The 15,275-nt window shown below is 56.8% G+C and carries 12 protein-coding genes; 10 read left to right on the forward strand and 2 right to left on the reverse strand.

Features of this window, described 5'->3' with window-relative positions; genetic code table 11:
* Window positions 1-138 precede the first annotated feature (138 nt).
* A complete protein-coding gene (locus tag SIK97_RS24195; RefSeq protein ID WP_057173708.1) occupies window positions 139-735 on the forward strand; it encodes an undecaprenyl-diphosphatase in 597 nt (198 codons plus the stop codon).
* Window positions 736-748: 13 nt separating this feature from the next.
* Here SIK97_RS24195 and SIK97_RS24200 read toward each other — a convergent pair whose 3' ends face one another.
* Window positions 749-2,536 (reverse strand): sigma-54-dependent Fis family transcriptional regulator, encoded by a 1,788-nt coding sequence (locus SIK97_RS24200; RefSeq protein ID WP_057173710.1) that lies wholly within the window; start codon window positions 2,534-2,536, stop codon window positions 749-751.
* Between the two features lie 249 nt (window positions 2,537-2,785).
* On the opposite strand from SIK97_RS24200, the gene SIK97_RS24205 reads away from it, so the two are divergent.
* The 7 genes from SIK97_RS24205 (at window position 2,786) to SIK97_RS24235 (ending at window position 11,805) form a co-directional block, all read left to right on the forward strand.
* Entirely contained in the window at window positions 2,786-4,306 is a 1,521-nt protein-coding gene (locus tag SIK97_RS24205; protein ID WP_057173712.1) for an aldehyde dehydrogenase family protein, read from the forward strand.
* 664 nt (window positions 4,307-4,970) lie between these two features.
* Complete coding sequence (locus SIK97_RS24210) at window positions 4,971-5,567, forward strand: fimbrial protein (RefSeq protein ID WP_014226488.1); 597 nt, start codon at window positions 4,971-4,973, stop codon at window positions 5,565-5,567.
* A gap of 163 nt (window positions 5,568-5,730) precedes the next feature.
* A complete protein-coding gene (locus SIK97_RS24215) occupies window positions 5,731-6,390 on the forward strand; it encodes a molecular chaperone (protein WP_033836968.1) in 660 nt (219 codons plus the stop codon).
* Window positions 6,391-6,418: 28 nt separating this feature from the next.
* A complete protein-coding gene (locus SIK97_RS24220; protein WP_185219880.1) occupies window positions 6,419-8,953 on the forward strand; it encodes a fimbria/pilus outer membrane usher protein in 2,535 nt (844 codons plus the stop codon).
* Between the two features lie 48 nt (window positions 8,954-9,001).
* Window positions 9,002-10,066 (forward strand): fimbrial protein, encoded by a 1,065-nt coding sequence (locus tag SIK97_RS24225; RefSeq protein ID WP_049103470.1) that lies wholly within the window; start codon window positions 9,002-9,004, stop codon window positions 10,064-10,066.
* 135 nt (window positions 10,067-10,201) lie between these two features.
* On the forward strand, window positions 10,202-10,996 hold the full coding sequence (locus SIK97_RS24230; protein ID WP_057173716.1) for a CatB-related O-acetyltransferase: 795 nt from the start codon (window positions 10,202-10,204) through the stop codon (window positions 10,994-10,996).
* Between the two features lie 35 nt (window positions 10,997-11,031).
* Window positions 11,032-11,805, forward strand: coding sequence for a transporter substrate-binding domain-containing protein (locus SIK97_RS24235; protein ID WP_049103465.1), 774 nt, complete (start codon window positions 11,032-11,034; stop codon window positions 11,803-11,805).
* Between the two features lie 39 nt (window positions 11,806-11,844).
* Here SIK97_RS24235 and SIK97_RS24240 read toward each other — a convergent pair whose 3' ends face one another.
* On the reverse strand, window positions 11,845-12,765 hold the full coding sequence (locus SIK97_RS24240) for a LysR substrate-binding domain-containing protein (protein WP_057173718.1): 921 nt from the start codon (window positions 12,763-12,765) through the stop codon (window positions 11,845-11,847).
* A 145-nt stretch (window positions 12,766-12,910) separates the two neighbouring features.
* Between SIK97_RS24240 and SIK97_RS24245 the strand changes: the two genes are divergently transcribed.
* Together SIK97_RS24245 and SIK97_RS24250 are read left to right on the forward strand one after the other, a co-directional pair.
* Entirely contained in the window at window positions 12,911-13,687 is a 777-nt protein-coding gene (locus tag SIK97_RS24245) for an SDR family NAD(P)-dependent oxidoreductase (protein ID WP_057173720.1), read from the forward strand.
* Window positions 13,688-13,750: 63 nt separating this feature from the next.
* Window positions 13,751-14,944 carry an MFS transporter gene (locus SIK97_RS24250; RefSeq protein WP_014839275.1) on the forward strand — a complete coding sequence of 398 codons (1,194 nt, stop codon included), beginning with the start codon at window positions 13,751-13,753 and terminating at the stop codon, window positions 14,942-14,944.
* Window positions 14,945-15,275 lie beyond the last annotated feature (331 nt).

The raw sequence follows: 15,275 nt of genomic DNA on the forward strand, positions 1-15,275 counted from the left end.
GCGTATTACGCCAGCAATGGCTGCCGCTGTGGCTAAGCAGCGTGGCCAAAACCAGGACGATTCTTGAGCGCCGGGTTAAGCGTAACTTAAGCCAGGGGGGCGATAATGACGGAAATATGACTGTCGCGAGCTACCGCCATGAACGTACTGGAAACCCTTAATCAAAGCGCCTTTTTAGCGCTGAACGCATCGCCCGGCACGCCGGAGGCGATCCTGGCATTGGCGCGTTTTTCAGCGAGCGGGATCATCTTTGTGGTTCCGGCCATTCTGCTCTGGCTGTGGTTTTCCGGCGGGCGGCAGGGTCATCGGCAGGCGCTGTTTTATACCTTGAGTATTCTGATCGCGCTGGGGTTGGGATCGATCTGCGGAATGCTGCTGTTTCATCCGCGGCCGTTTATGATCCCGCTCGGCCATACCTGGATAAATCATCCGGCGGACAACTCTTTCCCGAGCGACCACGGCACGGTGATGTTTAGCGCCGCGTTTGCACTGCTCTCGCTGCGTTCACGCGCCGCGGGGCTCTTTCTGCTGCTGGCGGCGCTGCCCGTGGCCTGGTCGCGGATCTTTCTTGGGGTTCACTTTCCGCTGGACATGGTGGGGGCGGCGTTGGTTTCAGCCTGCGGCGTCTGCGTCGCCAAGCTTATCTGGTCGGGCATTGGGCACCGCTTAACCTCCCTGTGTGAAGCGATAAGCAGACGCCTGTTCGCCTGGCTACCGCCGCGCTTCACGCCCTGAGCGAATCAGAAGGCTATGCGCTATGGCTTCCGCGACGGGCCGCACGGCGATACAGCGTACTGCGCGCGACGCCTAACGCCTGCGCGGCCTTACTGATGTTGCCGTTATAGCTTGCCAGCGTGTCGGCAATCAGCTGCGCATCGTGCTGCTGAAGCCCGCGCAGCGGGCGGGCGGCGGGCGGGCTTCGATACTCCTGGGGCAAATCATCTATCCCCAGCGTTTCACCCTCTTCGGCGAGGGCCAGCAGTACCCTCAACACACTTTGCAGCTGGCGGACGTTGCCCGGCCAGGGATGAGACGTCAGGTGTTGCACAACTTCCGGGGCCAGCGCGATGCGACGCTTTTCTCCGCCCAGCTCGCGCCACAATCGTTGGATAAACCCGGATAGTTCAGGCCATTCGCGCAAGGGCGGCAGCGTTAAAGCAAACTCACGCAGGCGGTAGAGCAGGTCTTCGCGGAAGGTCCCTTCCGCGACGCGCTGCGCCAGATTGCGGTGGGTGGCGCAAATCACCGCGAAATTAACCGGCGAGCTCTGGCTGGCGCCAAGCGGCGTGACCTCTTTCTCCTGTAAGATCCTCAGCAGCCGGGTCTGAAGCGTTAACGGCATATCGCCAATCTCATCAAGAAACAGTACGCCGCCGTCGGCTTCGCGAATCTTGCCGATGTAGCCGTTTTTGTTTGCGCCGGTAAACGCCCCGGGCTGGTAGCCAAACAGCTCGGATTCAATCAGTGATTCCGGCAGCGCGGCGCAGTTGATGGCGACGAATTTGCCGCCGCTCCAGCGGCTGTGCCGATGCAGGGTACGGCTGACGTACTCTTTGCCGCAGCCGGTTTCGCCTTCGATACACAACCCAATCCCGGCGTTAAGCAGGCGCAGCAGCTTTTCGCCTTCGCGCTGGCTGGAGAAAGGCAGCTCGAGGGTGGGGCGCGCGGTCACCGCCACGCCAGCGGTCACGGGAGCGCGTAGACGGTAATAGTAGTTTCGATCTCCGGCGACGAGCGGCAGCGGTACGCTGACGGCGGTTTGCCGCAACTGCGGAAAAAGCTGCTGGAAGGTGAGGTGGCCGAACCGATCTGCGTTAAGTGAGAACTCGCGCATCGCCAGCCGGTTAGCCGCCATCAGCACATTGTCGGTAAAGACCAGCAGACATTCGTCGACGCCGTCGAGCTTTTCCAGCTGAGGATGCAGGCTCATCAGCCACTGTTGCGGATGCAGACTCTGTTTAACCCACAGATATTCTATCTGCTTCGCGGCGCCTTTTACCCACGCCAGCGTGCGGGCGTGCGGGTACCGGGCCGGGCCGGAGATATCCAGCACCCCGGCTATTTTGCCATCGGGACTTTGCAGCGGCACGGCGGCGCAATAAAGACCCTGGTTACTGGTCAGAAAATGCTGGCGGCCATCGATTTCGCAGCTGTCGTCAATTGCCAGCGCGGTGCCAATGGCGTTGGTTCCGCGTCCGCTTTCGCTCCACAGGTTGCCCGGTGCTAAAGCGAAGCGCTGCGCTTTCTGCATGGCGTGCGTATCGCCAAAGGTTTGCAAAACCAGACCGCTGGCGTCAGAGAGAACCACGACGGATTGCAGAGCGTTGACTTTGCGGGATAGCTCATTAACGACCGGCTGGGCCAGCGTTTGCAGGCGGCTGTGTCTGGCGAGCCTGTCGGCCAGTTCGCTGGCGTGCAGGCGAGGGAAGTCATCCGTGGCGGGGTCGAGGCCATAGCGCTGGCTACGGCACCAGGAGTCGCTGAGCAGCGGGTTCGTTTCGATCTCTGGCGTCAGGGCAAACGGATTTCCTGGCACGGGACACCTCGTCGTTTAATTTGTGTTGCAATATTGTAGCTATATGGTTTTCGTTGTGTTGCGATTTGCGACACATAAGAGAGATTCTGTGCGACAGAAAGTGACGTGACCTATCTAATTTATTGAAAATTAATTTCTTTTTTAAAATATAAAAAATGGCATAACCCCTGCAATAGACGAGAGACGCAGCGAGCCGCCGTACAAAACTAATATGCCGCTGCCCTCAACCCTACATGAAGGAGATTCGCGATGCGTTATGCTCATCCTGGCACACCGGGCGCTTTGGTTTCACTGAAGTCAGCCTACGGTAACTTTATTGACGGTAAATTTGTTGAACCCATCGGTGGAGAATTCTTTATGAATACCTCCCCGGTCGACGGTAGCAACATCGGGCAGTTTCCGCGTTCTGATGCCAAAGATATCGACTTCGCCCTTGATGCGGCGCACCGGGCCGCCGACGCCTGGGGCAAAACGTCGGCTCAGCACCGCGCTAATCTGCTGCTGCAGGTTGCCGACCGTATTGAGGCCAACCTGGAATATCTGGCGGTAGCGGAGAGCTGGGATAACGGTAAGCCGATCCGCGAAACCCTCAACGCCGACCTGCCGCTGGCGGTCGATCACTTCCGCTATTTCGCCGGCTGCCTGCGCGCGCAGGAGGGAAGCTCGGCGGAGATTGATGAAACGACGGTGGCTTATCACTTCCATGAGCCTCTCGGCGTGGTCGGACAAATTATTCCGTGGAACTTCCCGCTGCTGATGGCCGCCTGGAAGCTCGCTCCGGCGCTGGCTGCGGGCAACTGCGTGGTGCTGAAACCGGCAGAGCAGACGCCGCTCAGCATTACATTGCTGCTGGAGATTATTGGCGATCTGTTCCCGGCGGGCGTCCTTAACGTGGTTCAGGGATTTGGCAAAGAGGCGGGTGAAGCGCTGGCAACCAGTAAACGCATCGCCAAAATCGCCTTTACCGGCTCAACGCCGGTAGGCCGCCATATCATGGCCTGCGCGGCGGAAAACATTATCCCCTGTACCGTTGAGCTGGGCGGTAAATCGCCGAACATCTACTTTGCCGACGTGATGGAAGGAGAAGAAGAGTATATCGAGAAGGCGGTTGAAGGCCTGGTTCTGGGCTTCTTTAATCAGGGTGAGGTCTGCACCTGCCCGTCCCGCGCGCTGATTCAGGAGTCTATTTACGAGCCCTTTATGGCGCGGGTCATGGAGAAGGTGGCGCAAATTCGCCGCGGCGACCCCTTTGATACCGATACGATGATCGGCGCGCAGGCGTCGCGTCAGCAGTTCGATAAGATCCTTTCCTATATTAAGATCGCTCGCGATGAAGGCGGAAAGATCCTGACCGGCGGCGAACGCGCCAGCATCTCTGCCGAACTGGATAACGGTTTCTATATTCAGCCGACGCTGATTCAGGGTCGCAACGATATGCGCAGCTTCCAGGAGGAGATCTTTGGCCCGGTTATCGGCGTCACCACCTTTAAAGATGAAGCCGAGGCGCTGGCTATTGCAAACCAAACCCAGTTTGGCCTTGGGGCCGGGGTGTGGACGCGGGATACCAACCTGGCTTATCGCATGGGGCGCGGCATTAAGGCCGGTCGGGTGTGGACCAACTGCTATCACATCTACCCTGCGCACGCCGCGTTCGGCGGCTACAAACAGTCCGGCGTAGGGCGCGAAACCCATAAGATGGCGCTCAATGCCTATCAGCAGACGAAGAACCTGCTGGTGAGCTACGGTACCGCGCCGCTGGGCCTGTTCTGATCGTCCCTGTCAGCTATTTATTTTAGGATAACCCGCAATCTTCAGCATCGATTGCGGGTTTATTATTCCATAAAGAAAGTATTGTTATTCATCTTTCCTCTCCGGCTTTCAGATGAAATACACTTGTCATCAATATCTCCTGCTTATAATGACTCGCGTGATTATTGTTTATTCGACAACGAAAATAAGATAAAAGCCAATCTAAGATTTATCCTAATATTCTATAAAAACCCAGTCCGCTCACAGAATTATTGCCGAAAAATCGCGGTGAAATTAGGGGTGATTGTTAAATTACACCGCCTGATGTTGCTTTTTGATGTTATTGCATCGTGATTTTTGGTTGCATTAATTAACAATGCGCATAATGTTTTTAATATTATCTTTATATGTAAAATAAAACAGCATTTCATTAACATAACAAAATATTGCGATTTGTAATCGGTAGGGATAGTATTTATTTGTTACCTTAATAAAGGGTTTATCAATTTCGCCGAAGAACTTCTTTTTATCAAAATAGCCAATTAAGCAGCTTATTTTTGCTGCCTGATGTCCTGCGGACGGAACGCGAATATTATTAACATGGAGGATCTGCACGCAGATTTGCCCGGGGCTTAATCCCTCGCGCGCAATCTGTCGAAAATATAAGTTAGAGATGAGATGAATAATGAAAACGCAATTTCGTATTATGGCAATGTTTGTCGGTGCTCTGGTGTCCGCTAGCGCATTATCCTCGCCTTCACAACCCGCCAGATCGGCAATGACCGTTAACCCCGGTTCTAATGCGGGCACGCAGGGGACGGGTGGGCAGGTCGAATTTACCGGATCGATTACCGATTCCTCCTGTAATGTTGATAGCACCAGCGCAAATCAGAGCGTCGATCTGGGGAAATGGGCGAGCAGCTATTTTACCGGCGCAGGTTCTGAAACGACCAAAACCGCCTTCCATATCAAAGTGAAAGATTGTCCTTCTACCGTTACCACCGTCTCGGTGCTGTTTGACGGTACCCGCGATACCAACAATAGCGATCTGCTGGCGATTAACGGTACCGCAAGTGGGGTAGCGATAAAGCTGTATGAAGATGATAAGTCGACGCCGGTTGATCTCGGCGCCGTCTCACGCGGCCACAGCGTTACCGCTGGCGCGAGCGGCGCGGCAACGGGTACCGCCGATCTGGAATTCTTTGCTGACTATGTCTCAACCAGCGCGGTTTCCGCCGGTTCTGCCAACGGTACGGCCAACTTCAATATGGTTTACAACTAATACCCTGGAAGCGGGTAAAGCTGCGGTTATTCATGGCTTCCCACGCCGGGTAAGCCGCCAGCCGCCGCCGCCCGGCTGAAATAGGGTCGGCATAATTAATGCAGATTATTTATCAGCTTCAGGCAGTGATACCCGCTTTTATTATTCCCGGACGGTAGTCATTATGAAACGAACGATCGCCGCGATAGCCTTTTTATTGCTATCAACTGCGGCACAGGCCGGTATTGTCATGGGAGGAACCCGTGTTGTTTATCAGGAAGGGAAACGTGAAGCCGCAATATCGGTCACCAACGCTGATACTCATTCACCTTATCTGGTGCAATCGTGGGTAGAAAACTATACGGAAAACAATAAAAGCCGGGTGCCTTTTATTGTGACGCCGCCGCTTTTCCGTCTCGATCCTGAACAGCAGAACGTATTGCGTATTAACTATATTGGTGGAACGCTGCCCACCGATCGCGAATCCGTTTTTTGGCTCAATGTGAAAAGTATTGCACCAACGAAACAAGATGAAGTGAACAAGCTTCAGGTCAATATTAAATCAAAGTTTAAGATCTTCTATCGCCCGAATGGTCTGGCGGGCGAGCCTGACGATGCATGGCGCAAGCTGACGTTTAACATTGAAGGTTCCAGGCTGGTTGCCCAAAACCCGACGCCCTATTTTGTCTCCTTTTTTGTTATTTCGGTTGGCGGTACAGATATTCCGCAACCCGGCATGATTGGCCCCTTTGATCATAAAGCGTGGCCGATTACTCATTCCGGGGTAGTTAAATGGCGCGCCATTAATGACTTCGGTGGTATTACGGATTACGCGCAACAGTAATTAATTTGCTTCGCCTGGTCAGGATATTGTGAAAAATAACACTTCGGATATGACTTCCGTTTATTCGGCGATCGCGGCGCCAACCGGCGGGATTTTATTATTGCCGACGGCGCTTTTTCTGCTGTACCAAAGCGGTATCGCGCGGGCGGAGGACTACTTTGATCCGGCGGCATTAGAATTTACTAATCCGCAGCAAAAGACCGCTGATTTACACTATTTTGCTAAAGCTGGCGGCCAGCAGCCCGGGACATACCCGGTCAGCATTTGGGTGAATAACCAGGAGATAGCCCAGGGCGAGGTGACATTTGTCGACAGCAACGGCGAACTGCGGCCGCAGTTAACCCCGGCGCAGCTGGCGGAATATGGCGTCAACGTCAGCGCTTTCCCGGCGTTTAATACCCTGCATGAGGGAGAAACGTTCACTCGCATCGAGCGCTACATCCCCGATGCCAGCAGCCGTTTTGATTTCGCCACTCAGCGTCTGAACTTAAGTATTCCCCAGGCGGCCATGAACGCCCAAAGCCGCGGATACGTGGATCCGGCACGCTGGGATGATGGTATCCCGGCGGCGTTTGTTAACTATAACCTGACCGGGTCGCAAACCCGGCAGACGGATGACAGCAGCCGCTCCAGCTACCTGAATCTACGCAGCGGGGTTAACCTTGGCGCCTGGCGCCTGCGTAACGTCTCGTCGATGGAGTATGACCGGACCCGGCGCTGGAATTCTCAGAGTACCTGGCTACAGCGCGACCTGAAGTCACTCAAAAGCCTGCTGCGGATGGGCGATACCTTTACGACCGGTGACGTTTTCGACAGCGTGCAGTTTCGCGGCGTTCAGCTGATGTCCGATGATGAAATGCTGCCGGATAGCCAGCGCGGCTTCGCCCCGACGATCCGCGGAATGGCGCACAGCAACGCCAAAGTCACCATCTCCCAGCATGGCTACGTTATCTATGAAACGTTCGTCTCGCCGGGAGCGTTTGCGATAAACGACCTCTATCCAACGGCGCAAAGCGGCGATCTCGAGGTGCAGGTAAAAGAGAGCGATGGTTCGGTGCGGACCTTTACCCAGCCCTTTTCAGCCGTCCCGTTTATGCTGCGGGAAGGACGCGTGAAATTCAGCCTGAGCGCCGGACGCTACCATTCGGAGCAGAGCCAGGCGCGCTCGCCGACGTTTTTGCAGGGTACGCTCTTTTATGGGCTACCGGCTGAATTCACGCTCTACGGCGGTAGCCAGCTGGCGCAGGATTACCAGTCGTGGGCGCTCGGCGTCGGGCGCGGTTTTGGCGAGCTCGGATCGCTTGGAGGCGATGCGACATGGGCGAACACCACGACGCCGTCGGGAAAGCGCTCGGCCGGCCATTCGGTACGGGTGCAGTACCAGAAGGATTTTGCCGGCACCGGCACCTCATTTAGCCTCGCCAGCTATCGCTACTCCTCAGGCGGTTATTACGACTTCAGCGAAGCCAGCGCGCTTGAGAGCCGCAATGGCCTGCTGGATAACAAGCGCAGCCGCGAAGAGGTCTCCCTTTCTCAGGCGTTTGGCGGTATGAGCAGCCTGGCGATTTCCGCCTGGTCGCAGGAGTACTGGCACCGCCAGAGCCGCGATGAAACGATCCATCTCGGTTTTTACAGCGCCTGGCGAGGCGTTTCGTGGGGCGTGGGTTATTACTACACCCAGTCATCCGATCGCCAAAAAGACGATCGCTCGTGGTCCTTGAACCTGAGCATTCCGCTTGGCGGCCCGCTGTCCGAGAGCGCGGTTAGCTACAGCACCACCTCCGACAATAACGGACGCACCTCGCAGCAGGCGTCGCTGTACGGTTCGCTTCCGCGCAATCCCAATCTCTACTACTCCCTTCAGCAGGGCTACGTTAACGGCGGCCAGGGCAGCAACAGCAGCGCATCGCTCGATTACCACGGCGGCTATGGAACCGCGCAGCTCGGCTATCGCCGCGATAGCGCAAGCCATCAGCTGACCTGGGGCGCATCGGGGTCCATCGTCGCCCATCCTCATGGCGTGACGCTGGGTCAGACCGTCGGCGAAAGCTTTGCCATCGTACGCGCGCCGGGTGCCGCCGACGTGGCGATTCAGAACGGCAGCAACGTGCATACCGACTGGCGGGGCTATGCGGTGGTGCCCTCGCTGACGGCGTATCGCAAAAACACCATTACGCTCGATACCGAATCGCTGGCCGACGATGCCGATGTTGAACTTGAAGGGCAGACGGTGATCCCCGGCGGCGGGGCGGTGGTGCAGGCAAACTATCAGACCCATATCGGCAGCCGCGTGCTGTTTACCCTTCGCGATAGCCACGGCCCGCTGCCGTTCGGCGCCAGCGTTCGCTTGCGTAAAGCAGAAGACGATCGGGGCGCGGCGCCGGGCGGCATGGTGGCGGATGGCGGGCAGGTCTATCTGAGCGGTATTCCGCAAGAAGGGACGCTCGATGCCGCCTGGAACGCCGACAATATCTCACGGAGATGCGCGCTGCATTTCCATCTTACCGATACCGTACAGCAGGGGCAGAGTCCGGTTAAAACCGTCTCTGGCCTCTGCCAGTAGGTCTGCACAGAGGTGATTTTGCGCATAGTATCGTTTTTATTCCTGCTGATGGCGGGGATTTATAGCCACAGCGGCTGGGCGGAAACCTGCAGAGGAGATATCGGCCAGATGACCGTGAACGTCCAGAATATCAAGTACCTGCCCACGCTGCCGTTGAATACCCAGATGACCGGCATGATGGCGGATAACGGCAGCGGGATTCATTTCTCCTGCGATCTTCAGGTGCCGAAAGCGGCGGCAAAGCGTCTGGTTTATCGGCAGCTAAAAACGGCCTCAACGCCGCTGTCAATCGGCGGTCAGCACGTGTTCCCCTCAGCGCTGGACGGCATAGGATACTCGCTGGGCTTCCAGTGCAGCGGCGGCGCCGTTCGCTTTATTGATGGCAGCCATGCGGCCGGTAATGGGGAATCCGTGACGGTTTGCGACAGCAATGAGATGGCTAATCTGCTGAACCAGCAGCAGATTGTGGTGAAAGTCTTTGTGACGTTTTATAAGACCGGTAATGTCGCCCTGGTCAGCGGCAACCACGCAAACGTTCCGGCGCAGCCGCAGATTGGCGAACTCACTATCCAGCAGCAGGCCGACAGCCGCAGCGGTTTTGTCGCCAGCTCGCCGGTCACGCTCGATATGGCGGCGCTGAATGTCGATATCGGCAGCAGCGGCAGCTGTCAGGTTTCAACCGCGAATATTCACGTTAGCCTCGGCACGGTAAATAAAGCGGAGTTTAAGGGCAAAAACACCACCGGCGGCGTCGCGAAGCGCTTCTCCATACCGGTCTTCTGCTCCACGCCAACCGATATCCGCATCGGCTTTTTTGGCGTCACCTCGCCATCCGGGGGAACGGATACTCTGGCGCTAAGTAAAGCAAACGCCTCCGCGAGCGGTGTGGGCGTCAGGCTCACCTACGGCAATAACAGTGCCCCAGCGCCCGCCGCCGGAACCGGCGTCAAAATCAATGAGGCCAGTAACTTACCTGTACTCAAGCGGATTACCGCCAGCAGCGCGGGGGCGGCGGAAAATATCAACTTTAACGCCCAGTACGTACAGACGGATGACGCGGTAACCGCCGGTACCGCCAATAGCATGGTGACGTTTGCGCTGGAGTATAACTGACCGTCGCTTTCGCGCTGTCGCTCACAAAAAAGAGAAGTCATAACGATTTTTCGCACGGCGAGCGGATCGGTACGCTATCAATGATCGAGAGATTAAGCGGCTGTCCGGGAATACTTTTGTGCGGGAAAATCGATAATGAAAATCGCCTTTGGGGAGCTTAAGCCACTATTGCAGGCGCAGCGGATTTTTGTCGACGGGCAGACGCTGGCCTGCGGCCACGCCTTTTACCGTGACGACCTGCCGATTGAGATACCGGAAAACTTAGCCACCGAGGCCTATACCACTTACTGGGGGCGCTGCGGCGAACGGCTGGCCTCGCTGGGCGCCTTTAGCTATACGCGAACCCTGCTGCCGGCGCTGATTAACGTGGGGCGCTACACGTCGATTGCCGATCGGTTACAGGTGCTCGGCGACCGACATCCCCTGGAGTGGGCCAGCGCCAGCCCGGTGTTTTATGCCCATCATTCCGGCGTGATGGCGACGCTGGCTGCCGATAGCGGCAGGACCAACCAGTTTTATCCTTTTGCAAAAACCCCCCGGCCGATAACCATCGGCAACGATGTGTGGATTGGCCAGAATGTCACCCTGGCGCAGGGGATCACTATTGGCGATGGGGCCGTCATTGCCGCCAACGCGCTGGTGGTCAAAGACGTCGCACCGTACGCCATCGTCGGCGGTAATCCCGCGAAGATCATCCGCATGCGCTTCAGCGAGGCGATTATTGAGCAGCTGATGGCGCTACGATGGTGGCGTTACTCCGCCCAGGATATTGCCGGGTATCCGGTTAATCAGGTTGAGCGCTTTTGCGAGCAGCTCGCCGGGCGGGTGGCCGAAGGAACGATGCCGCCTTTCTCGCCGCCGGTATTGACGGTATCCATGATTAAAGATTTTATAAACAATAAACAGCATCCGCTGCGCAGCGCGGTGTAATCATAAACGGTTCACATTTGAACAAGGATATAACGATGAAGTTGAAGTCAGGTCTTGTTTTCGTCATCGCTGCCGTCGCCTTTGGCGCCCAGGCGCGCGACATGAACAGCATTCAACAAAGCGGTGAACTTAAAGTCGGCGTCCCGGGGGATTACGCGCCGCTGGCGTTTCATAATAAAGCCGGGGAGCTGGTGGGCTACGATGTTGATATGGCGAAAGATCTCGGCAAGCGGCTTGGGCTAAAGGTGAGCTTTGTGACGACCAGCTGGCCCACGCTCTCCGCCGACCTGAAGGCCGATAAGTTTGATATCGCCATGGGCGGGGTGACGGAAACCGCAGCGCGGGCGAAAGATTTCGCGTTAAGCCAGCCGGTGGTGCCGAACGGCAAGATTGCGCTGGCTAACTGCGCGGCGGCGCCGGCGCTCGGTAGCCTGGAAAAAATCGACCAGCCAAACGTGAAGGTGGTGGTGAATCCGGGCGGCACCAACCAAAGCTTTGTCGATGAACATATCAAACAGGCGCAGATTATTCGGGTGAAAAACAATATCGATAACCTTGAAGCGCTGCGGCAGAAAACGGCGGATATGATGGTGACCGACCTGATTGAGGGCGTCTATTACGAGAGCAATGAGCCGGGCGTGTTTTGCGTGGCCAATGAGCAGCCGTTCCCGGGCACCGCCAGCTTCAAAGTCTATATGATGAATAAAGATAACCCGCAGCTGCTGGACAAGGTTAACCAGTGGCTGGCCAGCCAGGACAAAAACGTGCTGAAACAGAAGTGGCGCATTCATGACCAGCTAAAACCATAAAGCAATAAAGGTTTTCTATGCGGGGGTGGCGGAAGATATTCAGCGTATCGGGTTTTCCGCCAGCACATCGTGAAGCAGCCAGTCATAAAACACCTTCACTTCCGGGCGCATGACCGCATGCTGGGGCGTCACAATATAGTAGGACCAGGTGAGCGGCCAGCGGCGGGCCGGGTGTAGCTGAACGAGCTGGCCGGTGGCGAGGAGCTGTTGTACCAGCGCCCGGCGAACAATAGCGACGCCGCGCCCGCTGAGCGCGGCCAGGATGACCGCCGACGTTGAGTTAATATGCAACCCGCTATCGCGCGCCGTTGGCGCCTGAGCGGCCTCCAGCACTTCCGCCCATGATGGAAAGCTGGCGCCGGGATAGGGCGTATCATCATGAATCAGCTTTTGCGCCGCCAGCCACTCGCCGCAGGCGGTTTTGTCTGCCGGGACGATTCGCGGGCTGCACACCAGCACCGCTTCTTCATCCATCAGCCAGGTTTTATCGACCCCGGGCCAGTCGCCGCGACCGCAGCGAACTGCCAAATCCGCTTCGCCGTGGGCCACATCCATCAGCTTTTCCGTAACGTTGAGACGCAGGTCGATATTATCATGGACTTCAGAGAAGCGGTTTAAGCGCTCCATCAGCCAGTTCATCATCAGAACCTGCGAGGCGGTAATCACCACCACGGAACGCGCCCGGCGGCCGCGAAGCTTATTCAGTCCGCTCTCCAGCTTATCCAGCCCCTGAGTAATATCCTGCAGCGCCGCCTGCGCTTCGCTCACCAGGGTGAGACGCTCTTTACCGCTACGGGTACGGTGCAGCAGCGGATGGCCGACCCACTCTTCCAGCGCCCTGACCAGCTGCCCGACGGCGGCGGGCGTCACGCCCAGCTCGCGCGCCGCACCGGTAAAGCTGCCGTGGCGGGCGGTGGCTTCAAACGCGTGAAGCCATTTCAGTCGGTTAAGCGAACGCATGGTGAATATCCCTCAGTGAATTTGCGTCTCAGTATAGGTCATCAAGATAGATTTTCTTTGTCGTTGGGCTATTTCTTCTCATTCGTCAGCGCGCTGCAGGAAAGGCATGCTTAGGCTACACAAATCAAGCGTGAAGAGGTGAATGATGAATACGGCGTTTATGGGAAAAAAACTGTTAGTGGTTGGCGGGACCAGCGGTATGGGGCTGGCGACGGCCAAACGGGTGGTGGAGAATGGCGGCAGCGTGGTGCTGGTGGGCAATCGTCGGCAGAAGGCCGAACAGGCGCGTCAGGCGCTGGCGGCAGCGGGGAAGGTGGATGTTATCGTCGCTGACCTGACGAGCGAAAGCGGTATGCAGCAGGTTATGGCCGCTATTAACGCGGAACATCAGGATATCAGCCTGCTGGTCAACGCCGCCGGCGTTTTCTTCCCGAAGCCGTTTATCGAACATGAAATGGCTGACTACGATCGGTATATGCATCTCAACCGCGCGACGTTTTTTATCACCCGCGAGGTGGTGCGCAATATGCTGGCTAATGGCATCAAAGGTTCGATTGTGAATATCGGCTCGATGTGGGCGCAGCAGGCCATCGGCGCAACGCCGTCGTCAGCCTACTCCATGGCGAAAGCGGGTCTGCATGCGCTGACCAAAAATCTGGCGATTGAGCTGGGCGGCAGCGGGATTCGGGTCAATGCGGTATCGCCGGCGGTGGTGCATACGCCGATATATGAAGGGTTTATCCCTAAAGAGGATGTGAAGGATGTGATGAACAGCTTTGACGACTTCCATCCCATTGGCCGCGTCGGCACGCCTGATGATATCGCGCAAACCGTGGCGTTTCTGCTCAGCGATAGCACCCGCTGGGTGACCGGCGCGGTTTGGGATATTGATGGCGGCGTGATGGCTGGTCGTCATGCCTGATTACGTTCATTATGTCAGTCAGGGTATTGGCATAACGCAAACGAATTCAGGATAAAGAGAGTCATGAGCGCTGAGATAACGCTGCCCGTCGGACAGCAAAACCAAAATATTGTTCGCCTGGCGACGGCGCAGGCGCTCGCAGGAGCAAACTCGGTGGTGTTTTACGCCACAGGGGCGATTGTGGGCAATGCCATCGCGCCCTCGCCGACGCTGGCCACGCTGCCCATCACCATTTTTGTGCTGGGGATGGCGGCCTGTATTTTGCCGTTTGGCGCGCTGGCCAGAAGACGCGGGCGCAAAACGGTCTTTATGGTCGGTACCGGCGCCGGCGTGTTGACGGGAGCGCTGGCGGCGCTGGCGGTCGCGATCGCTTCGTTCGGACTGTTCTGTCTCGCGGCCTTTTTCGGCGGCGCCTATGCGGCGGTGGCGGTGTCCTTCCGCTTTGCCGCTACCGACGGCGTCAGCGGCGAGCGGCGCGCGCGGGCGCTCTCGCTGGTCATGGGCGGCGGCGTGGCGGCGGGGATCATCGGCCCGATGCTGGTGACCGCGACCATGAATTTGTGGCCGCCGCACACCTTTGCGATGACCTTTATCGCTCAGGGGCTGGTGGCGGCGGTATCCGCGCTGGTCTTGCTGGGGGTAAAAACCCCCGAGCCGGCGGCGCAGGCCAAATCGGGCGGGCGCCCGCTGGGCGAAATCGTGCGCCAGCCGGGGTTTTCCCGGACGGTTTTTAGCGGCGCTATATCCTATATGGTGATGAACTTCCTGATGACCGCGGCGCCGCTTTCCATGCATATGCACGGGATCTCCCAGCAGGCGTCGAATCTGGGCATTCAGTGGCACGTGATCGCCATGTACGGTCCCGGATTTTTTACCGGCAAGCTGATTAATCGCTTCGGCGCCCGGCGTATTAACGCGGCCGGTTTAGTTCTGCTGCTGCTGTCGGTGATGGTTGGCCTCGCCGGTATCGACGTGATGCACTACTGGCTGTCGCTGATCCTGCTGGGTATCGGCTGGAACTTCGGCTTTACCGGCGCGTCGGCGCAGATCATGGATTTCCACCGGCCGGAAGAGAAAACTCAGGTGCAATCGCTGAATGATTTTATTGTCTTCGGCGTCATGATGATTGGCTCATTTTCCTCGGGCGCGTTGATGAACCTCTTCGGCTGGAATGCCGTGCTGTGGGGTTCGCTGGTGCCGGTTGCGGTTGCGCTGATCGCATTGTTGGCAGGCCGACGCCCAACGCTAAGGGGTTAATCCTCTTAGCTTTTCAAACGCAGGCGGAATTATTTTTCCGCTTTTTATTTCTGCCGCGAGAGCAAATTTAAAATATGAATTGGTAGGGTGAGATAAAATTCATCTCTCTTTTTTACTGCTTAATGGAAACACGCTAATGTGAATCCTCTTATTAATGTTTTACCCGTTTATATAATAAGAGTGAATACATGGAGGATTGAGCAAGGGAGTGAGGTTTTTAGCCGCCGCGCGCAGCGCAGAATAATATAGTGATGATAGGGTGTGGTTATTATATCTATAGGCCCTGCCTGTCATCGGCTTTGACGCTAATCAATATCCACGGCGCCGTCAC

Source organism: Klebsiella sp. JN_Kp126, assembly GCF_033843325.1.
Taxonomy (GTDB): domain Bacteria; phylum Pseudomonadota; class Gammaproteobacteria; order Enterobacterales; family Enterobacteriaceae; genus Klebsiella; species Klebsiella michiganensis.